The sequence below is a fragment of the Brachyspira sp. genome, assembly GCF_050873525.1.
In the GTDB taxonomy this organism is placed as follows: Bacteria; Spirochaetota; Brachyspiria; order Brachyspirales; family Brachyspiraceae; genus Brachyspira.
In genome coordinates this window covers 1-22,989 of sequence record NZ_JBNMIZ010000016.1, presented here as the reverse complement: position 1 = coordinate 22,989, position 22,989 = coordinate 1, and the positions used below count along the sequence as shown (strand labels likewise).

General features: G+C 32.6%; 26 protein-coding genes. 9 read left to right on the top strand and 17 right to left on the bottom strand.

Annotation, left to right across the window (positions count from 1 at the left end; translation table 11 throughout):
* Window positions 1–6 precede the first annotated feature (6 nt).
* The 7 genes from ACR0QS_RS02410 (at window position 7) to ACR0QS_RS02380 (ending at window position 6,440) form a co-directional block, all read left to right on the top strand.
* Window positions 7–714, top strand: coding sequence for a gamma-glutamyl-gamma-aminobutyrate hydrolase family protein (locus ACR0QS_RS02410; protein ID WP_432631854.1), 708 nt, complete (start codon window positions 7–9; stop codon window positions 712–714).
* Between the two features lie 111 nt (window positions 715–825).
* On the top strand, window positions 826–1,356 hold the full coding sequence (hslV, locus tag ACR0QS_RS02405; RefSeq protein ID WP_432631853.1) for an ATP-dependent protease subunit HslV: 531 nt from the start codon (window positions 826–828) through the stop codon (window positions 1,354–1,356).
* Window positions 1,356–2,723, top strand: coding sequence for an ATP-dependent protease ATPase subunit HslU (gene hslU, locus ACR0QS_RS02400; protein WP_432631852.1), 1,368 nt, complete (start codon window positions 1,356–1,358; stop codon window positions 2,721–2,723). The genes hslV and hslU overlap by 1 nt, the downstream gene beginning before the upstream one ends.
* Before the next feature lie 76 nt (window positions 2,724–2,799).
* Window positions 2,800–3,282, top strand: a complete 483-nt coding sequence (locus ACR0QS_RS02395; protein WP_432631851.1) for a bacteriohemerythrin — start codon at window positions 2,800–2,802, stop codon at window positions 3,280–3,282.
* A 95-nt stretch (window positions 3,283–3,377) separates the two neighbouring features.
* A complete protein-coding gene (gene lnt / locus ACR0QS_RS02390) occupies window positions 3,378–5,483 on the top strand; it encodes an apolipoprotein N-acyltransferase (RefSeq protein WP_432631850.1) in 2,106 nt (701 codons plus the stop codon).
* 7 nt (window positions 5,484–5,490) lie between these two features.
* Window positions 5,491–5,982: a hypothetical protein gene (locus tag ACR0QS_RS02385; RefSeq protein WP_432631849.1), complete on the top strand. Its 492-nt coding sequence runs from the start codon at window positions 5,491–5,493 to the stop codon at window positions 5,980–5,982.
* A 29-nt stretch (window positions 5,983–6,011) separates the two neighbouring features.
* Entirely contained in the window at window positions 6,012–6,440 is a 429-nt protein-coding gene (locus tag ACR0QS_RS02380) for a hypothetical protein (protein WP_432631848.1), read from the top strand.
* Between the two features lie 80 nt (window positions 6,441–6,520).
* On the opposite strand, the gene ACR0QS_RS02375 is transcribed toward ACR0QS_RS02380, so the two are convergent.
* The 11 genes from ACR0QS_RS02375 to ACR0QS_RS02325 all read right to left on the bottom strand — a co-directional run bounded on the left by ACR0QS_RS02375 (window position 6,521) and on the right by ACR0QS_RS02325 (window position 16,521).
* On the bottom strand, window positions 6,521–7,786 hold the full coding sequence (locus ACR0QS_RS02375; protein ID WP_432631847.1) for a PTS ascorbate transporter subunit IIC: 1,266 nt from the start codon (window positions 7,784–7,786) through the stop codon (window positions 6,521–6,523).
* 16 nt (window positions 7,787–7,802) lie between these two features.
* Complete coding sequence (locus tag ACR0QS_RS02370; protein ID WP_137998566.1) at window positions 7,803–8,087, bottom strand: PTS sugar transporter subunit IIB; 285 nt, start codon at window positions 8,085–8,087, stop codon at window positions 7,803–7,805.
* A gap of 119 nt (window positions 8,088–8,206) precedes the next feature.
* Window positions 8,207–8,899 (bottom strand): hypothetical protein, encoded by a 693-nt coding sequence (locus tag ACR0QS_RS02365; protein WP_432631846.1) that lies wholly within the window; start codon window positions 8,897–8,899, stop codon window positions 8,207–8,209.
* Between the two features lie 5 nt (window positions 8,900–8,904).
* Window positions 8,905–10,026, bottom strand: coding sequence for a DNA-methyltransferase (locus ACR0QS_RS02360; protein ID WP_432631845.1), 1,122 nt, complete (start codon window positions 10,024–10,026; stop codon window positions 8,905–8,907).
* 181 nt (window positions 10,027–10,207) lie between these two features.
* Window positions 10,208–11,407, bottom strand: coding sequence for an NAD(P)-dependent alcohol dehydrogenase (locus ACR0QS_RS02355; RefSeq protein ID WP_432631844.1), 1,200 nt, complete (start codon window positions 11,405–11,407; stop codon window positions 10,208–10,210).
* 112 nt (window positions 11,408–11,519) lie between these two features.
* Window positions 11,520–12,365, bottom strand: coding sequence for an aldo/keto reductase (locus tag ACR0QS_RS02350; protein ID WP_432631843.1), 846 nt, complete (start codon window positions 12,363–12,365; stop codon window positions 11,520–11,522).
* 114 nt (window positions 12,366–12,479) lie between these two features.
* Window positions 12,480–13,316, bottom strand: a complete 837-nt coding sequence (locus tag ACR0QS_RS02345) for an aldo/keto reductase (RefSeq protein ID WP_432631842.1) — start codon at window positions 13,314–13,316, stop codon at window positions 12,480–12,482.
* 93 nt (window positions 13,317–13,409) lie between these two features.
* Entirely contained in the window at window positions 13,410–14,405 is a 996-nt protein-coding gene (locus ACR0QS_RS02340) for an alpha/beta hydrolase (RefSeq protein ID WP_432631841.1), read from the bottom strand.
* A gap of 26 nt (window positions 14,406–14,431) precedes the next feature.
* A complete protein-coding gene (locus ACR0QS_RS02335) occupies window positions 14,432–14,818 on the bottom strand; it encodes a MerR family transcriptional regulator (protein WP_432631840.1) in 387 nt (128 codons plus the stop codon).
* A gap of 99 nt (window positions 14,819–14,917) precedes the next feature.
* A complete protein-coding gene (locus ACR0QS_RS02330; RefSeq protein WP_432631839.1) occupies window positions 14,918–15,397 on the bottom strand; it encodes a flavodoxin in 480 nt (159 codons plus the stop codon).
* A 101-nt stretch (window positions 15,398–15,498) separates the two neighbouring features.
* Entirely contained in the window at window positions 15,499–16,521 is a 1,023-nt protein-coding gene (locus tag ACR0QS_RS02325) for an aldo/keto reductase (protein WP_432631838.1), read from the bottom strand.
* Between the two features lie 279 nt (window positions 16,522–16,800).
* Here ACR0QS_RS02325 and ACR0QS_RS02320 point away from each other — a divergent pair, with 279 nt between their 5' ends.
* Both ACR0QS_RS02320 and ACR0QS_RS02315 read left to right on the top strand, forming a co-directional pair.
* Window positions 16,801–17,616, top strand: a complete 816-nt coding sequence (locus ACR0QS_RS02320) for a DNA-methyltransferase (RefSeq protein ID WP_432631837.1) — start codon at window positions 16,801–16,803, stop codon at window positions 17,614–17,616.
* A gap of 1 nt (window position 17,617) precedes the next feature.
* Complete coding sequence (locus tag ACR0QS_RS02315; RefSeq protein ID WP_432631836.1) at window positions 17,618–18,187, top strand: Hpy99I family type II restriction endonuclease; 570 nt, start codon at window positions 17,618–17,620, stop codon at window positions 18,185–18,187.
* Between the two features lie 158 nt (window positions 18,188–18,345).
* On the opposite strand, the gene ACR0QS_RS02310 is transcribed toward ACR0QS_RS02315, so the two are convergent.
* From ACR0QS_RS02310 to ACR0QS_RS02285, 6 genes are all read right to left on the bottom strand, one after another.
* Window positions 18,346–19,041 (bottom strand): alpha/beta hydrolase, encoded by a 696-nt coding sequence (locus tag ACR0QS_RS02310; protein ID WP_432631835.1) that lies wholly within the window; start codon window positions 19,039–19,041, stop codon window positions 18,346–18,348.
* 28 nt (window positions 19,042–19,069) lie between these two features.
* On the bottom strand, window positions 19,070–19,480 hold the full coding sequence (locus ACR0QS_RS02305) for an alpha/beta hydrolase (RefSeq protein WP_432631834.1): 411 nt from the start codon (window positions 19,478–19,480) through the stop codon (window positions 19,070–19,072).
* A gap of 128 nt (window positions 19,481–19,608) precedes the next feature.
* Window positions 19,609–20,445, bottom strand: coding sequence for a carboxymuconolactone decarboxylase family protein (locus ACR0QS_RS02300; protein WP_432631833.1), 837 nt, complete (start codon window positions 20,443–20,445; stop codon window positions 19,609–19,611).
* A gap of 50 nt (window positions 20,446–20,495) precedes the next feature.
* Complete coding sequence (locus tag ACR0QS_RS02295; RefSeq protein WP_432631832.1) at window positions 20,496–21,599, bottom strand: alpha/beta hydrolase; 1,104 nt, start codon at window positions 21,597–21,599, stop codon at window positions 20,496–20,498.
* A 133-nt stretch (window positions 21,600–21,732) separates the two neighbouring features.
* A complete protein-coding gene (locus ACR0QS_RS02290; protein ID WP_432631831.1) occupies window positions 21,733–22,242 on the bottom strand; it encodes a (R)-mandelonitrile lyase in 510 nt (169 codons plus the stop codon).
* Between the two features lie 25 nt (window positions 22,243–22,267).
* Window positions 22,268–22,921: a flavodoxin gene (locus ACR0QS_RS02285; protein WP_432631830.1), complete on the bottom strand. Its 654-nt coding sequence runs from the start codon at window positions 22,919–22,921 to the stop codon at window positions 22,268–22,270.
* Window positions 22,922–22,989 lie beyond the last annotated feature (68 nt).

Genomic DNA, 22,989 nt, shown 5'->3' with positions numbered 1-22,989 from the left:
TAATAAATGAATATTATAGGAATATCTGGAAGTATTTTTGAAGAAGGTTCTGTTGTAAAATCTTTCGTCAATCGAACTTATGTTGATTCTGTAGTTCGGGCGGGAGGAGTTCCTTTTATAATGCCGATATGCGAAGACGAAAATATAATAAAAAAAATGATTGAAAATGTTGACGGCGTTATAATGACGGGCGGAGTCGATATTCATCCTTTTAAGTTTAACGAAGAGCCAAATCCTAAAATAGGCGAAATTTCAAAAGAGAGAGACGATTTTGATTTTTTGATTATGAAACATGCTTTTGAAAAAAATAAACCAATATTTGGAATTTGCAGAGGAATACAACTTATTAATGTTTTTTTCGGAGGAACTTTGATACAGGATATTAATTCTCAAAAAAATACGAAAATACTTCATTCTCAAACCGCTCCGAGAGATGTGGCGACTCATAAAATTAAAATAAAAAAAGATTCTATAATCTCCGATATTTTTGGGATAAGCGCCGAAGTAAATAGTTTTCATCATCAGGCTATTGATAAACTTTCCAAAGATTTTAAAATCACATCTACGGCTAACGATGGAATTATAGAATCGATAGAATATAAGAGGAAAGACAGATTTATATTGGGCGTTCAATGGCATCCTGAATGTATGACTGAAAAAGACGAAAAAATGCAAAATATATTTTCTATGTTTGTCGATATTTGTAAAAATTAAAATTATAAATTATTTTAAATATAATTTCATTTATTGAAATTTATTGAAATATATAATACAATATACGAATTATTTTTGAATAAATTTTTTATTAATAATAGAGGTTAATGTATGTTTAAAGGCACTACTATTTGCGCCGTGAGTAGAAACGGAATTACGGCAATAGCTGGAGACGGACAAGTTACGCTTGGAGAAACCGTTATGAAACCAAACGCCGTTAAATTGAGAAGATTATACGGAGGAAAAGTAGTATCGGGATTTGCGGGTTCGACTGCGGACGCTTTTACTTTATTTGAAAAATTTGAAAAAAGACTCGAAGAATATTCGGGCGATTTGACGAGAGCGGCGGTTGAGCTTGCAAGAGAATGGAGAACGGATAAAATGCTTAGAAATCTTCAGGCTTTAATAATAGTCGCAAGCAAAGAGAGAATGCTTTTACTATCTGGAAACGGAGATGTTATAGAAAGCGATAATAATATACTCGCCATTGGAAGCGGAGGACAGTATGCAAAGGCGGCGGCTATAGCGCTTACGGAAAATACCGATTTGCCTGCCGATATTATAGCTAAAAAATCGCTGGAAATAGCTTCTAATATATGCATATACACTAACAGTAATATTTCTTTGGAGGTTATAGAGTAATGTCATTCGATGCAAAATTGGAAAGCGAACTTACGCCAAGAAAAATTGTTGAGGCTTTAGACCAATATATAATAGGACAAACCGAAGCGAAAAGGTCGGTTGCAATAGCTTTGAGAAACCGATACAGAAGAAGGCATTTGCCCGAAGAATTAAAAGACGAGGTTGCTCCTAAAAATATAATATTAATCGGACCAACGGGAGTGGGAAAAACGGAAATTGCAAGAAGACTCGCAAAACTTGTAAAAGCGCCGTTTATTAAAGTGGAAGCGACAAAATATACGGAAGTCGGCTATGTCGGACGCGATGTGGAAAGTATGGTTCGAGATTTGGTTAATGCCGCAATATTCGATTTGAAAACTGCAATGATGAAAGATGTAGAAAAAGAAGCTACAGATATTGCTTTAGATAAATTAGTCAAACTTCTTTTGCCGTCCATAAATTCCTCAAGAAAAGAAGAAGATTATTTAACCGAAAACGAAGCAGAAAAAAAGAAAAACGCTAAAGAGCAGATGAAAATGAGAATTGCCAACGGAGATTTTGACGAAAGTTATGTTGAAATAAAAGTTAGCGGAAATCAAAATAGAATGTTCGGAATAATTCCAGGAATGGGATTTGAAGAAAGCGACATGATTCAGTCGATGGTTGGAAGCATAATTCCCGCAAGCAAAAAAAATAAAAGATTGAGAGTGAAAGAAGCGAAAAAATATTTGATAAGCGAGGCTTCGGAAACTCTTATAGATATGGAAAAAGTAACATCGGACGCTTTGAGTTTGACGGAAAACATGGGAATAATATTTTTGGACGAAATAGACAAAATCGCGAGCGGAAATAAGAGCGACCATGGGGATGTGGCAAGGCATGGAGTTCAAAGAGATTTGCTTCCGATAGTCGAAGGAACTACGGTAAATACGAAATACGGACCCGTGAAAACGGACCATATTTTATTTATCGCCGCTGGAGCTTTTCACACGAATAAACCTTCCGATTTGATTCCCGAACTTCAGGGAAGATTTCCAATAAGAGTGGAATTAAAAGCTTTATCAAAAGAAGATTTCAAAGATATTTTGGTTAATCCTAAAAACGCGATAACGAAACAATATCAGGAATTATTGAAAACGGAAGGAGTTTCGATAGAATTTGAAGAAGACGCTTTGGATTGCATCGCCGATTTGGCTTATAATATAAATACGAATATTGAAAACATAGGAGCGAGAAGACTATATACGATAATGGAAAAAGTTTTTGAAGATATTTCATTTACGGCAGACGAACATAAGGGAGAATCCATAAAAATTAAATCCAATAATATAAAAGAAGCTATGAAAGATATAGAAGAAAACAGAGACATTAGCAGATATATTTTATAATTGACGATATTAAATTTTTTATTATCTTATAAATAGAGAATTTGCTAAATTCACAAATTTAATTAAGGAGTATATTATGACGGATAATAAAAATACGGATACTTTGACTATTGAAAACGAAAGTCGCGAAGATAATGTTTTTATAAAATGGAATCCTCTATACGATACCAAACATAAAATTATAGACGAACAGCATAGAGAACTTGTAAATATAATAAACGACCTTTATTTTTCGACTATCGACCATAAAGCTAATAAAAACGAGGCTTTTATTAACGCTGCAAAAAGATGCATAGAATATACTCAATATCATTTCAAAACGGAAGAAAAAATAATGGATATTATAAATTATTCGGATGCTGAAAATCACAGGGCTATGCATAGAGAATTTTACAACGAGGTTATAAATCAGATAAAAAATTATCAGGAAGGACAGCCTTTTATAGCAAATAAACTTGTAAAATATCTTAAAGACTGGCTTTTGGAACATATAGCTTTTAGAGATAAAATTCTTGTGGAAGAATTGATGCGGGTTTTGAAAAACAGAGAAGGCAAATAATTATTATAAAAATTCTTTAAAAACATTTTGCATTTTTATCTTAAATAATCTATAATCTATACAATATAATAATAAAATAATTTAGGAATTTAGAAGTGTCTAAAAATAATTCGTATATTTTGGGTATAATCATATTATCCGCATTGAGCGCGTTATTGCTTATTCCCGCGTTTCCGCCGCTCAATATTTTTCCAATGTCGTTTATAGCGTTAGCGCCTTTAAATATAATTATTTATAAAGCGAATAAAATCAGATATTATATAATATCAGCGGCAATATTTATACTCGTATTTTTCGGTTATCTGCTCATGTGGGTATCGGCGTTCATGTTGAAAGAAACGGAAGCCTCGATAGCGTTTTTAGCTTTATTTACGATTTTATTTTTACTAGTTCTTTTGTTTTATCTGCCCGCGATGTTGTTAAGCGGTTTTATATCGAAACGACTTCCGCAATTCAGATTCATAGCGATTCCCGTAATATTTACTTTCATGGAATATATGAGACATGTAGGATTTATAGGTTTTCCTTGGGGAATAGTAGGATATTCGCAATGGAATTTTTTGCCTTTCATTCAGATAGCCGACACAATCGGACTTTTGGGAATAAGTTTTTTTATTTATTTCACAAACGCCGTGATAAGTCATTATATTCTTTTATATGCCGACAAAATCGATATTAAAAAAGATAGAAAAAATTATTTGCCCGCGATAATATTAGTTTCTTCTTTCGCGGTTATTTTAATTTACGGAATTGCAAAATTGAATTTGGAAGAATCGAGAAGATTAAGAGCGAATAAAACAAAAATCGCTTTGATACAAAAATCTTTCGACCCGAATAATTATTGGAGAGAAATTTATACGGGAGAACCTTATCGAAGAAATTCTGGAGGCATTCAAGGTTTTGCAGAGAATTTTTTACTCAAATCGGATAAATTTAAAAGCGCGGAAATTCCAGATGGAACTACTCAAAACGGAACGATATCGGTAAAGAGAGTCGCTAATTTGGCGAAAGACGCTGCATTATCGCAACCTTCTTTAATAGTTTATCCCGAATCGGTTACTATGGATTCTTATAGTTTTTATTTTAATAGAAATAAAGAATTATACCAATACGGTTTGGCTTCCAACTCCACATATCCCGCGATTTATAACACTTTTATTTTATACGACATGATAAGAGAAACTCAAACCTATCATCTTTTGGGAACTCCGATAATAAAAGAAAATACCAACGAAAACGCTTACAACAATTACGAATATTATAACGGAATGGAATTTATAGATTATAGAGGCGAAGTGCTTGACGAATATTCCAAAATAAAACTTGTTCCAGGCGGAGAAGCTTATCCTTTTCAAGATAACGAATTTCTTTTAAACACTTTTCCGTTTAAGAATATAATTAATTTTATGTATCAGCAGTTCGATAAAGCGGGAGCGAGCAAATGGAATAGAGGAAAAAAAATAACGGTTTTCAATCATCCGAGAGGCTATACTTTTTCTGGACTTATTTGTTATGAAAGCGCTTTTGGAGATTTTGTGAGACAGTTCGCTTATAACGGAGCGGAAACTTTGGCAGTAATAACGGAAGATGCCTGGTCCTACAGCGATGAATCTTTACTTCAGCATTTTTACATGTCGGTATTCAGAGCGATAGAAAACAGAAGGGATTTGATTCATAACGGAAATTCTGGAGTAACGGGGCATATTTCAAGTTCGGGAAAAATTATATCTACGATTCCTTTTTGGCAGCCCGATTATATGATAGCGAATGTGGCTTTGAATAATAAAATAACTATATATACAAGATTTGGCGAATGGTTTGTTTGGCTTTGTTTTATAGCGATACTTTTACTTACATTTTTCTCGGTAAAAAAAGATTTTATAAGATTCAAAAAATCGTTAAAAGAAAAAATATCCGCAATAATATTACGAATAAAATTAAACAAAAGATTAAAAAAAAAGTCTAAAAAAAACGAAATAAAAAACGATAAACCTTCGGGCGAAAAAGTTCATTCGTATATAAATAACGATAATGCGGATGAACTTCCGACTTTGGACGATATAGAAGCTTCGGTAAAATCCGTAAAAATAGAAAAAGAAAAAAAGAAACCTTCCAGCATATTTGACGAACCGATAACGGATATATATTCTGTTTTGGACGACATTATGGAAGAAAACAACGAAAAAAAATATAGGAATTAAACCAAAAATGAAAAAAATATTTATAATTTTATTAAGCGTTTTTTTTGTTATAAACTCCTGCGATAAAAAGTATGATTCAAATTCAGAATTCGGTACTTATGAATTTGAAAAATATATTTCAAAATTGGCTGCAAATAGAGACACATTGGAATTTACTTCAAATTTTATTTTGAATTTGGACGAAGATTTAATTGAAAAAATAAATCAAATGAATGTGATATACGAACTTTCTCCCATTGAAATAATAGAATCGATAAAAAGCAGAGGCGCTTTATATCAAAGAATTTTTTCGGACAATGAAGATTCTCTTTGTAATTATTTGCCAAAAGAAGGCGGATATTACGATGTAAGCGTCACATACAGAAAATATCAAGATGTAAGCGTTGCGCAAATAGAATATCCTTCGTTTAATGAAATCTCAAAAAATTCTATGGAGTTTGTGGCGATATATTTAAACGATAAATGGAATCTTATTACGATTAATTTTTTAAATATTTAAAATTATAATTATAAAAGGAATATTTATTAATGAAAAAAATTATTTTGGTTTTAATAATTTCTATATTTTGTATTTCATGTTTTGAAGATTTGGATACGATAAAAAAAGAAAATTTATTTATTTTTTACGAAGAAATGAAAGAAGAAATTTTAAAAGAAAATATTGATTGGATAGAAAAAAATTTTAAAAATTCAAAAGAAGAAAAATTAACCGAAAACATAAAAAGTATTTTAATCGAAAATAACGATTCTATAAAAAATTTAATCTCTTCGGAAAACGGCGAATACTCGGCTACAATAAATTTTATTATAGGCGAAAATTCACGAAATAACAGAGGATATTTTATAATAAGAAATACGGCATATTCTCCGACTTATTATTATATAAGATTGGTAAACGAAAATTCCGCCAAATGGGAAATTGAGAGTATAGACAAACTGCCTTTAAATAATAGATAAAATTAATGAAAGTAATTATAATTAAAAATAAAAAATCGAACGGCTATAAAAACCATTCGATTATCATTTGCTATAATTAATTATTTTATCAAATTACATATAAATCCTATTATACCGCCTACGGCAATAAAGTCGGCATCGCTAAAAGTCGTATTTTGGAAACCTAAATCTCCAAGTATAGGAAGAAGAATTAGAGGCAAGAAAGTAAGAAGAATACCGTTTATAAAAGCTCCTACAAAACAGCCTCTTTTACCTCCAGTGGCATTTCCAAATACTCCCGCCGTAGCTCCGCAGAAGAAATGAGGCACTACGCCGGGAATTATTAATATTCCTCCCGTAATACCCAATATTGCAAGCCCTACAAGTCCGCCTATAAAACTCATTATAAAACCTATTAATACCGCGTTTGGAGCGTAAGGAAACACTACAGGACAATCCAAAGAAGGTATAGCGTTGGGAACAAGTTTTTCCGATATGCCTTTGAAAGCTGGGATTATCTCTCCCAATATCATTCTAACGCCTTGCAATACTACCGAAACTCCAGCGGCAAAAGTAACTCCTTGTATTAAAGAAAATACTAAAAAGTTTTGTCCGTTTGATAATTCCTTTTCTATATATTCGCCTCCAGCAGCTATTGCCACAACTATATATATTATTGACATAGTGAGAGCTATAGCCAAAATATTATCTCTCATAAAACTCAAACCTTTAGGTAATTTTAAATCTTCAACCGAAGACGATTTCCCGCCTATTAGTTTTCCTATAAGAGCCGAGATTCCGTAAGTAACATTTGAAAAATGCCCAAGAGCCACATTGCTTGAAGAATCTCCTATAACTTTAGGCATAGCCCAATATGTTAATATAGGCGACAAACTCATCGCTAACGCGTTAACTAACGAAGAGAGTATAACAAGTTGTATTCCCGTAACTCCCGCAACTGCAAATATAACAGTAATCATAACGCCCATATAAAATATATGATGCCCCGTTAGGAATATAAATTTTAAAGGAGTAAATCTTGCTATAATAAGATGAAATACCATAGACAATATCATAACCAAAGAAACTTGAGTTCCGTATTTAGTCAATGCTAAAGATACTATAGCCTCGTTATTTGGAACTACTCCCTGAACATTAAAAGCCGCTTCAACCATACTGCCGAAAGGAGCTAAAGAAGAAGTTATAACATTCGCTCCAGCTCCCAATAATATGAATCCTATTAACGATTTCATAGAACCCGCTATTATTTCATTGGCTGGTTTCTTTAATAATATAAGCCCAACCATCGTGAATAAAGCCACGAGTATTGAAGCCTGACTAAGTAAATCTACAAAAAATTTTAACATGTTTGCCTCCAGAATATTATAAATTAAGTTTTTCTTTTATTTTTGTTTTAAGTTCGTCCAAACTTAATATATTTTTAAGCGATATTATTTTATCCTTATCCAAAGAACTAACGGCTGAAGATTCCGCTATATCTCTTCCTAAAACATAATAATCCGCTTGCTTAAATAATGCGCTCGTTACATCGGAATGTTCGACTTCGGCTTCTATATTTAATTCTTTTAATACTTTAGAAATATTCATAGAAACCATTAATGAAGAACCTATTCCCGAACCGCATGCCGCTATAAATTTTAATGCCATAATATTAATTCTCCTTGAAATTTTAATTATAAAATAAAATTATATAGAATATGCTATTTTTATCAAGGTATAAATAAAATACTTTTGTTTTATAACTAATTATGCTTGAAAAGTATAATTTATAAATATTTTCTTAATTCGTTTTCCATTAATTTAATCACATTATTTAAAATATTTTCTTCCAATGGTTTAAAATTTTTATGTATCGGTTTATTAATATTTCTTTCGCCTTTTAACAAAGTTATTATATTTAAATCTACATCTTCAAAATAGCTCATTATAGAATGCGTTGATTTTGAACCGTATATAGTTTCGGGCAACTGCGAATAATCGCCGCCTAATTGACTTTCTAATTGAAATAAATAACATGATATATTTGGAAAAATAGTTTTAAGCAAATGAAAATCTATTAAAATTCTTTTTATCATCGCGTTTTCGGTATATGCCTTGCATTCTATTCCGATAACAAATTTATTGTCTATAAAAACATGTTTATCAACGCTCAAACCGTAATAATAATATTTTTTATTTTCTGTTATATATTTTCTAACTTCTTCATTTTTAATATTTTTTATATAACTTTCTTTTATAGGAAGTTTAATTTTTTCGGAATTTATTTCCAATCTATTTTGGCTGCCGTTTAAATTATTCCAAGCTATTTTTATAATTTCTTCGGTTATATGTTCTTGCAACTTTCCTTTAACGCTTCTTATAATTCCTCCGTAAGCTCTGTTATTTTGTTTGGAAGCGTCTTTATCTATAACTTTAACTACGCTATTATAATCTTGTATAATATCTTTTACGGAATTCATATTTATTATTCCTTTGAATCAAATAAATCTTTTATTTCGTTTGTTCTATTTTCCGCTGTTTTACAATATTCTTCCGATATATCTATTCCTATAAATTTTCTGTTTAATTGTTTAGCTACTTTAGTCGTAGTTCCCGCTCCGTTAAAAGGGTCAAGAACAATATCATTTTTATACGAAAATAATTTAAGAAGTCTTTTAACCAATTCTTCAGGAAACATAGCGTCATGTTTATATTTTTTCATGTTTCTTTCTGGTGCTATGCTCCATTTTCCGTAAACCCATTTTTTAAACTCTTCGGCTTCTATATCGATATTATTTTTATCTCCTTCTTTCTTCAAAGAATTTTTGCAAAATATTTCCACAAATTCCCAAGAATATTTTAAATACGGCGAAGAAGGACTTTTCCAGCTTCCCCAAGTGCAATATTTACAATTATAATTATTCTTTTCCCAAATTATCTCGCCTTTCCAAATTAGTCCTTCTTTTAAGAAAAAATTACTTATTAAATGATGCGTTGGAATATAATCCGAAAACATAGGCTGAACATTTATAATAATTCTTCCGCTATCTTTCAAAACTCTTATGCATTCTTTAAAAATATCAAATAATTTCTCAAAATAATTTTCCCAAATATTAACATCGTTAGTATTCTCGTAGTTTATACCAAAATTATAAGGCGGAGATGTCAATACTATATCGATGCAATTGTCGGGAAATTTTTTTATTAGCTCTAAAGAATCGGCGCAGTGAATTTTATTTATAAATTTTTTATTAATTTCGTTATTTGCGCTTTCAAAATCTTTTTTATAATATTCGTAAGCCAATCTTTTTTTGCTATTTTCTTTTTTATTTTTTACTTTCTTCTCTTTATTAAAACTTTTAAAAACTATTTTTCCGTTTGAACTTGAAAAAGAACGAATTTTATATAATTCTTCAATAGTTTTTTGTATAAGCGGATTATATTTTATAGTTTCAAGTAATTTTATATCAACCGTATCAAAATTAAGTATAATATTAGTTTTATCGGTAAAAGCGTTTATGCCCGAAGAATTAAGCAAAGGCAAAGCATGATTAATATCGTTTATATTGTAAATATTTTCTATTTTTAAAGTTTTAAATTCCTGCATATTAATTCTATATTTTATTTTTCATTATTTTTTTATTATAAATTCAAACCGACTAAAAAACAACCGAAATATTTTTTAAATTTTTATCAAATTATAATTATAAATAAAGATTGCCCTGCAGAATTGCAAGACAATCTCTAATTCAAAGGATTTAAAAATGAAAAAATTTTAATCTTTTATCTTAATTTAAAGTCTTCATATCTATGACATATCGGAATTTTACTTTTCCGCCTATCACATTTCTATAAGCTTCTTCTACAGCTCGAGGTTCGGCGTTAATAATCTCAACTTCGGGATAAATATCGTTCGCAACGGAATAATCGAGCATATCTTGAGTTTCTTTTATTCCGCCTATCAAAGAACCGAATATTTTTCTGCTTCCGTTTGCCACTACTAACTCTCCGACATTTATACTAGGCATTTGACTAAAGGCTGGGAGTCCCAAAACAGCCATCTCTCCGTTTCTCTTTAGCATAGACAGATACATATTTAAATCGTATCTCGCTGGTATCGTGCTTATCACATAATCCAAAGTATTTTCAAGATTTTGCAAATCGCTTGGATTATTGACATTCACATATTTAACCGCGCCCATATTAGAAGCGCCCTCTCTCTTATCTTCCGTTATATCGAAAACCGTAACTTCCGCTCCGAGTTTAACGGCGTATTGAACAGCCATATGTCCGAGTCCTCCGAAACCAGCGATTCCCACTTTATCGCCATTCTTTATTTTCATTACTTGAATAGGCGAATATGTAGTCACTCCCGCACAAAGAAGCGGAGCCACTTTTTCAATTTGAGCGTTTGACGGAATTAAAATGGCGAATTTTTCCGAAACGACTAAATTGTCCGAATATCCGCCTTGAGTAATTTCGTTATCATGAAATCTGTCTACAGAATCGTAAGTGAATACCGCTTGATTCAAACAAAATTGTTCCTGATTATTGAGGCAGTTTACACATTCTCCGCAGGAATTAACCATACAGCCGACTCCCGCATAATCTCCGACTTTAAATTTGGTAACAGCGCTTCCCACTTGAACCACTCTTCCCGCAATTTCATGTCCGACAACTAAAGGATAACTTGGAACTGCCCAATCTCCGTTAATATTGTGTATGTCGCTATGACATATTCCAGCATAAAGGATTTCGATTAAAATATCGTTTTCTCCTACTGGATGCCTCGTGAACTCTATAGTCGCAAAATTCATGTTTGTTGAAACTGCGGCTATTCCCTTTGAATTAATCCTTCCGTTTGCATTTGTGGTGAAAGGATTTACCACATCGTTTTGACTTGCATTAATTTGCTCGTTGTTTTGATTATTATTACAGCCAATTAATGCGAAAACCGTAATAACAATGATTAATGTTTTTTTAAACATACTTTTTTCTCCTTCGCCATCCTATCACAGATGGCATTGTTTTTATTTAATTTTTTATTTTGTATCACTATTATAACATTGGAGTTAACTCCAGAGTCAATATGTAGTTTTATTATAGTTTATGACTTATCATAAATTTTACAATTTCCACATCGCTATGACTAAAGAATAAACTTTTTCCCGTATCCATAGGTTTTATTTTATTCATGTCGTCTTCGGAAAGTTCAAAATCAAAAATATTAAAGTTTTCAATCATTCTTTCTTTATGAACGCTTTTTGGAATAACGACTACATTTCTTTGGATTAGCCAACGCAAAATAACTTGAGCGACAGATTTATTATATTTTTTCCCTATTTCCGACAAAATCGGATTAGTAAACATATCGCCTCGTCCTTCGGCAAATGGTCCCCAAGATTCGATTTGAGTTCCGTATTCTTTCATTATTTTATTGTCATATTCTCTTTGAAAGAACGGATGCGTTTCTATTTGATTTACCGCAGGTTTGATTTTATTATTTTCCGCAAAATCAACCAATCTATCGGGATAGAAATTACAAACTCCAATCGCCCTAATTTTTTTAGCTTCATATAATTCTTCCATCGCTTTCCAAGAACCGTAATAATCGTTGAAAGCCTGATGAAGTAAATACAAATCCAAATAATCCAATTGCAATTTTTCCATAGATTCCTCAAAACTTTTTTTAGTTTTTTCGTATCCGTATTGCGAAATCCATAATTTAGTCGTTATAAATAATTCTTTTCTGTTTATTCCGCTTTCTTTTATGGCATCTCCAACCGCTTTCTCATTGAAATACGCGGAAGCTGTGTCGATTAATCTATAACCGACTTCTAAAGCGTCCAAAACCGCTCTCTTGCATTCGTCATAATCGGGTATTTGAAATACTCCGAAACCTAATATTGGCATTTCCACGCCGTTGTTTAATTTTACATTTTTCATGTAATTTCTCCTTCGCCATCCTATCACAAATGGCATTGTTTTTATTTATTTTTTATTTTGTATCACTATTATAACATTGGAGCTAACTCCAGAGTCAATATGTAATTTTTATTTTTAACTCATTGCCATTTCTACAATATTTGGGTCGTTATATTCAAGCCACATTGATTTATTTTCATCAAGTGTGCGAATTTGTTCCATTTCGGCTTTATCAATCGAAAAATCAAAAATATCAAAATTTTCTTTCATTCGCTCTTTATTTGCCGTTTTTGGAATTGCCACAATATCTCTTTGCATAAGCCATCTTAAAGCAATTTGAGTTTCTGTTTTATTATATTTTTTCGCGCATTTTTTGAAAATATCATTATTTATTATTTCATTAATCCTATGTTGAGCAAGCGGTCCCCAAGCTTCATGCTGGATATTTAGTTTTTTCATCCAAGAATTCAATTCGTATTGCTGAAAAAACGGATGCGTTTCGACTTGATTTACCGCAGGGACAACCTCGTTAAATTGCGTCAAATCCGCCATTCTCTCGCTTGAAAAATTAGAAATTCCAATCGCCTTGATTTTGCCCTCTTTATACAAATCAATCATCGCTCTATATGCCGAATAATAATCTCCCAAAGCCTGATGGATAAGAACTAAATCCACATAATCAACTTGCAATTTTTCCATAGATTTTTCTATGGACTTTTTTGCTTTTTCGTAATTGTGTTCGCTTACCCAAACTTTCGTAGTGATAAAAATCTCGCTTCGCGCAATTCCACTTTGTTTTATTGCATTTCCGACAAATTCCTCATTGTAATACGCTTGCGCCGTGTCGATTAAACGATAGCCGACTTCCAAAGCGTCCAAAACGCATTGCTCACATTGTTTGCCTTCGATTTGAAATACGCCGTAGCCCAATTTTGGCATTTCTACGCCGTTGTTTAATTTTACACTTTTCATGTAATTTCTCCTATCTTTTGTTTATTTTTTATTTTATTGTTTAATTATACCATTGGAGTTAACTCCAGAGTCAATAGTAAAATTTGATTTTAATTATTTTATTTGCCTTTCCCAAAAAGCTACCGCATCGTTTATCCAGCCTTCCGCAGAAGTTCCAATTCCAAGCCCGAAGCCATGCCCGAGATTTGGATATTTGTGAAACTCCGTAGGAATTCCAATAGCGCTCATATTTTTAAGCCTTCTCTCCATTGTCTGCCAATTTGCAATCCAGTCGTTTTCGCCTACGCATGCATAAGTCGGAGGGTCGTTTTTCGTATAATCCGTATGTCCCGTATATTGCATAATAACCGCGCTTGGAGATGGCAAATCTTTTTCTCCAAAAGCAGCCGTTCCATAAGAGCCAAGCCATGCAACCATTCTTGCACCAGCCGAACCTCCCAATAACGAATAGCCGTTGGTATCTATTTCAAGTTCATCAGCATGACTAAAAATAAAACTTATTGCCCTTGCCAAATCTTCGCAAGCCGTCTGCGAGTTTGGACGATAAATTAAAGCGAAAGTGTTATAACCCATTTTGGATAATTCCAAAGCATGCGGAAAACTGTCTTGCATAGCTCCGACATAAGCAAATCCTCCGCCAGCGTTACAAATAGCAAATTTTTCTCCAGCTTTTCCCTTAAAGAAAAATAATCCCGTATTAGCTTTTGACGGATTAGCCGCTTTTTCTTCTTCCGTATAAATATCGAAGAAAATTTTATCGCCTGAAGCCGCATGATATTTCATGTAATTTATAATCTCCACAGTTTTTGCAGGATTAATATTGTTATACCAAGTAAGCCTTAAATTCCCCAAAGTATCTCCGCTGTAATATCCGCTATTTACGGGAAAAATTAACCTTCCATAATCGCCAAAATCCGAATCCGATATAACCTCCGATATTTTCGAGTTTACGGTATATTGTTTGATTACCGTTTGATTTGAAAATGGAGAGTTTGCCGTCATATTGTTTTGAGGATTGGCTTTATTTCCGCAAGAAAACAACAAAAAAGTGGCGGGCAATAAAGTTATGATTTTTAATGTTTTAGTCATATATAATATACCGTTTATTTATTTTTTTATTTACTTATCCCTAATAATTCTTTTTCTCTTTTGATTAAAATCTTTTCGTAATTATCGATTTTGAAATTTAATTTTTCAAAAGTGTTTTGAATTTCGTCCAATCTTTTTTGAATTACCTCTCTTTGCGAAATTAATAATTGTTTTCTCGCTTCTATAGTCGAATCTCCTTTCTTATAGAGCTTCATATATTCTATTAGAGTTTCTATAGATACGCCCGCATTTCTGAAACATATTACAAATTCCACAAGTCCCAAATCTTTTTCCGTATAATCTCTTATTCCCGATTCCGTTCTATTTACTTCGGGAATCAATCCTATTCTTTCGTAATACCTTAAAGTATCCGCCGAAAGATTAACTTTTTTACTTACTTCCGCTATAGTCATAATTTTCTCCTTAAAAATTTTTAATTTATTTTTTATTTTGTATTACTATTATAACATTGGAGTTAACTCCAGAGTCAATATGTATTTTTTGTTTTTTATTTATTTGTCCAATCCCAAACTTTCAAGCCATCTCTTTATGCTAGCTTTATTTTCCGCAAAATTAAATTTCTTGCCAGTTTTAAATATCGCTTTAGGACAGCATTTTTGCATATAACGAGGAGCAGGGTCGAGTCCGCTTCCTCCGCTTGTGCAAAAAGGAACTATAATTTTTCCGCTAAAATCATAGCTTTCCAAAAAACTAAAAATTATATTCGGAGCGTTATACCACCAAACAGGAAAGCCGACAATAATCGCGTCAAATTCCGAAATGTCTATAGTATTTGCGATTTCTGGACGACATTTTTTATCCTTGCATTCTATAGTGGAACGACTTTTATCATTTGTCCAATCCAAGTCCGCTTTGCTGTAAGGAACTTTTGGGACGATTTCAAATAATTTCGCTCCCGAAACTTCGGCTATATTTTCCGCCACTTCTTTTGTTATTCCGCTTGCGCTGAAATATGCTACTAATATGTTCATTTTTTTCTCCTTCGCCATAAGGCATTTTTAAATTTTTAATATTTTAATTATAACATTGGAGCTAACTCCAGAGTCAATAGTAAAATTTAATTTTTTTATTTTTACTCTTTATATTTTTTAAAATTTTCATTTTTCCAATTATTGCCAAATCCATTTTGCTGGGTTTCCTCAATGCCTCTATGTCCATGAATTGTTATATTATCAATGGCATTTTGCAGAGCGTTAAATTCGCTGTCGCTTAAATCTACATTCCACGCTCCCAAGTTTTCTAAAATCCTCTCCTTATTTTTAGAACCGGGAATTGGAATGCAGTTTGAATATTTATGCAACATCCATGCAAGAGAGATTTGCGCTGGAGTAGAATTTTTTTCATTAGCATATTGAGTAATTAGTTCCAATAAAGGCTGATTGGCGTTGATATTTTCTTTACTTAACTGCGGGACAAATTTACGGACATCATCGCCTTCAAATTTTGTGCTTGTAGTTACCTTGCCCGATAAAAATCCGCTCGCTAATGGCGAAAACGGAACAACGGCAATATTATTTTGCAAACAATATGGAAAAACCTCTTTCTCGCATTCTCGCTCCATCATAGAATAAATATTTTGCACCGCGCTTAAAGGCGTGATTTTGTGGGCTATGTCGATATATTTCACGCCAACCTGCGATAATCCCCAGCCGCGAATCAAACCGTCTTTAATGAGCTTTGCTATCGCCTGCGCTACTTCTTCCAACGCTATAGTTTCATTTATCCTATGCCAATAATACAAATCGACATAATCCGTTTTAAGTCTCTTCATAGATTCAAGCAAATGCGACTTTATCGTCTCATACAAATTTTTTTTGCCTTCCTCATTGCTTAAATGAAATTTCGTAGCAAGTAATACATTTTTACGAATTCCTTGCAAAGCCTCGCCCACGATTTCTTCATTATGCCCCGCATAAAACATTTCCTTGCCGTAGCCTTCCGCCGTATCAAAGAAATCGCAGCCAAAATCATAAGCCGAGCGTATGGAATCGATAGCGTATTCTTTTGGCGGCGTTTTTCCATATCCATGTGAAAAACCCATACAGCCCATACCGATTGCCGAAACTTCTAAATTTCCAATTTTTCTTTTTTGCATTTTGTTTCTCCTTAAGAATAATTTTTTTAATTTTTTTTTGATTATTATAACATTTGAGTCGACTCCAGAGTCAATAGTAAAATTTGAAATTATTTTTAACTTTTAATTATTTATTGATTTAGATTTTAAAATATTAAAAGATTTGTGGCAAATACTTTTGTTTTATAACTAATTATAATTAAAAATTATATCGATTATTTACAGATAAAATTTATTCTAATTTAAACTTGCAATAATATATACGCTATATTATTATTTTAAAAAAGGATAATAATTTTTATGCAGACAAAGACTAAATTTGAGACTAATTCAAACCTATCGCTAATATTAAATAATTTTCATGTGGACGAATGCGTTAATTTCATGCAAAAAAATATAGAAGATAATAGCGTTGATTTAATAATCACTTCTCCACCTTATGACAATTTAAGAAATTATAACGGATATACTTTTAATTTTAAGGAAATAGCGACCGAGCTTTACAGAATTATAAAAAAGGGCGGCATTGTGGTTTGGATTGTAGGAGATAAAATTAAAAACGGCAATAAAAGTTTAACGAGTTTTAAACAGGCTTTATATTTTCAAAAAATCGGTTTTAATGTTCATGATGTTATGATATATGCAAAGAAAAATACTCCGTTTATGCGTTCTAACGCTTATACAAATAGTTATGAATATATGTTTATATTTGCTAAAGGAAAACCTAAAACTTTTAACCCGATTAAAGAACCTACCGTAAGAAACGGTATGGAAATGCTTGTTGCAAATAAAGGAGCGGACGCTAAAAATAATAAAGTTCTAAAAGAATTGAAAAAAGAGAAAACAAAAAGCAATATTTGGTATTATGCCGTAGGTTTAGGCGGAACTACAAAGGATAAAGAAGCTTTTCAACATCCCGCCGTTTATCCCGAACAACTTGCGCTTGACCATATTTTATCATGGAGCAACGAAGGGGATATAGTATTTGACCCAATGTGCGGCTCTGGGACGACTTGCAAAATGGCTTTTTTGTCCAATAGAAATTTTATTGGAGTTGATATAAGCGAAGAATATATAGAAATAGCAAAAAATAGATTAAAAAAATATCGGACTTAATATGGACATAGATAATTTTGTAATAGCAAATAAAGATATAGATAATATCGTTAAAAATTCCGTAGGCGTTATTAAAGCTCTAAATGGAAATTCCGCTATGGTTTTATTTATTGGAAAAAATGAACTCAAAAAAACAGAAATTGAAAATTTGGAAATTATAGATATTTATAAAACGGGAAAAGGTTATAAAAATAAAATATGTAATATTTGCCATATTTTAAAACCTACTGATGATTTTGAGGTAAATCAAACCGACGCCAAAGGAATAAAAACTACTCGCCCAAGTTGTAGAGAATGTAGAAAGACTATAGACGGAGTAAAACTTTCAAATGCGGAAAAGAAGAGAATGGATAAAATAGCTCCGACTAAAGGCAGTATTTTTGTATGTCCTATATGCGAAAAAAGAAGTATTGTTGGAGTTACGGCAAATCTTGTAAGAGACCATAATCATGAAACGGGAGAAGGCAGAGAATGGATTTGCGATAGTTGTAATACGGGACTTGGAAGATTTAAAGATAATCCAAAATTTTTAGAAAAAGTCATTGAATATTTGCGTAAATACGAAAAATAATTTACAAAGTATATTTTTTAAGTTTTTATCAAATTATAATTATAAATAAAGATTGTCCCGCAGAATTATTAATCATACGGAACAACCTCTAAATCAAAGGATTTAACCATGAAAAAAATTTATTCTAACACATCGCGCATTCAATATTATTTAACCTATTATAGATTGTTTTTGTAAAATTCTTCCAGCTTTTTTACCACTTCGTCCACCAAATCCGCTCTAAAATAAGTTTGAATATGGGTAGCATTTTTAAGCTCGTAAAGTTCTTTATTTTGAGTTCCGCTCGCTTTTGCAAAAACTTCTTCGCTCATATATTTTGTATCGGCATTATCTCCCACAATCATTAATAGCGGCTGATTTATAAGTTCTACATTGTCTGAGGCGTCAAATGCCATCAAATCGAGTAAAGAACTTGTCGTATAGACGAAAGTAGAATTAGGATGGGCATGCGTATCTCCGTAATATATTACTCCCTCTCTATATAAATCTGTAGTAATTTTTGAAAGTTCCTCTTCTGGCAATTTTGTTGGAGCGGAACCAGTATAGGATACTTCGCCTGTTAAAACTTCTTTTTGTCTCGCATCGCTTGCTTCTTTTAATCTCGCTTGAATACTGTCGATTTGAGAATTTAAAAATCCGTTTCTGCGAACAAGCCCACTGTTAAACATACTTATAGTGGCAACCGCTTTAAGTCTCTTATCCGTTTGAGAGGCTTTAATGGTATATCCTCCGCCTCCGCAAATTCCCAAAACTCCCAATCTGTCGACATCCACTCCATTAAAAGTAGATAAAAAATTGGCTGCCGCTCTAATATCTTCCACTCGATTTGCTGGAGTGTCTATATTTCTTGGCAAACCTTCGCTTCCTCCTTGATATGCCGCGTCAAAAGCTATCGTGGATATATCCTAATTCGGCAAGTCTTTGAGCGTAAAGTCCAGAAACTTGTTCTTTCACTCCGCCGTTTGGATGAGCTACGACTATAGCGGGATATTTTTGATTAGAATCAAAATTCGCGGGAATGTAAATATTAGCCACGATTTTATTTTCCCTTATATTATAGGAAACGGGAATTATATTAACTTTTCCTTTTTCGTTTTCGGTTATAGCTCCTTCATATACCAAACCGAATGGATTTTTTGAGGCATTTCTTCTTGCCTCTTCGCTTGTATTTGCAATATTCATTGTATTCTCCTTTTTTTCTGTTTGTATTGATTGTTCTTTTTTAGCGCATGCATTAAAAAGCGTTAGAATAATTATCAAAGTTAAAATTTTTATATTTTTTCTACTATTCATTTTTATCTCCTTGCCAAATCTTATATATGGCATTTTTTAATTTTTTCTTTGTATTAAATTTTTTAAAATTTTGATTTTTTATTTTCAATTATTTTTTTCAATTATTTTTGTTTATCGCCTCCTTAAAATTAATTGATTCTGTTTATTATCGCTATGGCATTTAAAGTTCTCGGATAGCCTATATACGGAATGCATTGAGTCACCGCTTCTATAAGAGTATCTTTGCTATTGCCAACGGATAAATTGCCCGTAGCATGTCCAGTGGCTTGAGATTCTTGTCCGCCAAGAGAGATTATCATTATGAAAGTCAAAAGCTCTCTCGTTTTCATGTCCAAACCTTCTCTCGTATAAAAATCTCCAAAACACATGGAAGACAAATATTCGCGAATATGTTTTTGATTTGCTGGAGCGTTTATATAAGCGTCCAATATGCCTCGTCCGAAAGTATTAGTTTGTATTTCCAAGCCTCTATCAAATCTCGTCTCTTCCGAAACGGTAGATTGAGACTGAAGAGGAAGTTTTATATTTTTATTTTTAAAAACTTTATTCGCTTCTTCCAACGCGGCAAATACTCTCGGAAAACCAACATAAGGAGCGCATTGATACAAAGCCTCTTTTATTTCAATCGCATTCGCCCCGACATTCAAAGCCGCTTCGACATGTTCCGCTATCATGCTATTTCCCTGACTTGCCGTAAGAGATACTAAAGTTATTAGCTCTCTTAACTTCGGTTCTAAATTTCCATGATTATAAACCTCTCCGTAAACGAAATTATTGAATATATTTTGCAAATCTTCGTCTTCTTTTGAAACTGCAAAATCTCTCCCCAATAATTCTTTATATTTTTCGTTTGCTTTCATTGTTCTTTCTCCGACCATATTTGACGAACTTTGAGAATTTTTTACGCATGAAAAAATAAACAAAACGACAAATATTGAAATTATTAAATATTTTATTTTATTCATAGTTTTTATATCTCCGTAATTTTTTAATTAAATTTTTATTCTAAAATAATTTAATTTAATTTTTTTTCTTCAAGATATTTATAAAGCAAATCTGCCACTTCTACATTATTCAAATCTGAAAATGGAAAATGCGTATTGCCGTATATTCCCTTATCTGGAAGCATAACTATTTCCACATCTCCGCCATGTTTTCTTAAAGTATCTTCCCAAATTTTCATTAATCCAATTCTTAATCTCCATTCTTCCGCAAAAGGATTTTCCGAATGTTCGTTTGGAATAAAATCTCCGAAATAAAGAACTATTGGAATTTGAGCGAGTTTATTAAAATCTTCCACGCTTATTTCTTGAATAGGAAGAAAGGCTGGCATAGTAATATCGTTTGAAGAAGGCATCTCTCCCGCTGGAAAAGGCAAAGTGCAACCGCCTGGCTCGTATAAAACCAAAGATTTAACTTTATCATTTTTTATAGCCGTAAAGAAAGCTGGTCCGCCTCCTTGCGAATGAGCGAGTAAAATTCCTTCGCCTATTTTATTAAAGAGTTCCGACATCGCATCCGATATTACCTCTTCGTCAAAATCTCCCGTATTCGGAGTAGCCTGACGATAATATTGATTCAAAGTTTCTTCGTCCATTTTGAATTGAACTCCTTCATTAACATCTGGATAAAATCCTAATCTGAACCAATTAAATAAATATTGTTCGTTTGGCGCTGCATCAATAGTAGCCGAAACCGAACCTCTTCCCGCTCTTCCTCTTCTTGGCTGGTCAACCAAATATACGCTAAAACCTTTTTTCAAAAATATATTTTGAAATCCTTCTCTGCCGTCTGGAGTGGTTTCAAAACTTCTTGCCGATTGTCCGCCTCCATGCAAAAATACGATTGGATATTTTCTCGCGTTAATTGGAATTTGATAAAAAGCGTATCCATGGTCGCTATGATAAGTTTGTCCGTCTGAGCTTGGAAATAATTCGTATCCGTTGAACTCTCCCGCCGCTTCGGTTACTATTCCGCCGAAAGCGAAACTTCCCTGTTCGTCCAAAATAATTTTTCCTTCGTATTGGTTATTTTGGCTGTCGTTTTTGCCATTGCATCCATAAATTAAAAATATGGATATAACAATCGCAATAATGAAAATGTTTTTTTGTTTTAGCATTTTTTTCTCCTCGCCATGATTTATATCTGGCATTATTTTAATTTTTTATTGTTTAATTATAACATTGGAGCTAACTCCAGAGTCAATATGTAATTTTTATTTTTTATTTAATTTTTTTATTTAATTTTTTAATTTATCTATTGTTATATTCTTCGTCCGTCACTTTTTTCATCCAAGTCACGCTCGAACCGTTTGAAACTCCCGTTATTGTGGCATGTTTCATATAGGAATTTGGAGACGCTCCATGCCAATGTTTTACATTAGGCGGACAGTATAAAACATCTCCCACTCTCAACTCTTGTATCGGTTTTCCTTCTTCCTGCGTAAGCCCTATTCCTTCAAGCACTATTAAATGCTGTCCCGCTGGATGAGTATGCCAAGCGCTTCTTGCTCCAGCTTGAAAAGTTACATAGCCTACTCCAAATTGTGAGGCGCTATTCGGAGTTGTTAAATATTCGCCTTCAACTTCTCCCGTAAAATATTCTTCCGAACCTTTGAATTTTTGTCCCGTTCCGCTTTTAATTAAAGAAGTTTCTAAAGGCGGAGATGGAAAATCGTTTGAAACATTATTAGAACATGATAATGCAAATGTCGTAATAATAAACGGAATAATTTTCTTAATTAAATTATTTAAATTCTTCATTGTAATTTTTTCTCCACAAATAATTTTATTTATTTATCCCAATTTTATTTATCCAATCTCTAACCGTATTTCTCGCGCCGCCAACGCTTCCGCCTCTGACATCCAAACCTTCCGTTATAGTGGAATTAGGGCATAAAGCTCTTATATCGGTTAAACTTCTTCCCATCCTCGAACCTTCATGCGTGCATATTGGAGCGATAGTTTTTCCAGAAAAATCGTTATCCTGCAAAAATCCCTTCACTATTTGCGGAATCGTTCCAAACCAATTTGGATAGCATAATATTATCGTATCGTAAGAAGATAGATTATTAATCTGGTTTCTAATCGCTGGCAAATAATTATCATTTACTTCTTTTCTACCCCGTTCGGCAGTCGCTTGGTATTGACTCGGATATGGCTGAGCTGGAACAATTTCAAATATATCGCCGCCCGTTATTTCTCGCGCATATCCCGCCAAAGTCCTTGAGTTTCCGCTCCAAGTAAAATAAACGACAAGAATTTTATTATTATCGTTAGCGGCAATATTAATCGCGTTCGCGGAATTTTCTTTATAATCCGCTGTCATAATATTTGCTTCTTCCGTTCTGCTTGTATTGTTTTGAGCGTTTGCTTTATTACCACAAGAAAACAATACAAAGCTCGCAAGTAATAAAGTTATGATTTTTGATGTTTTAGTCATTCCTGACCTCCTGTTTATTTTATTTTTTTAATTATTATAACATTGGAGTTAACTCCAGAGTCAATAGC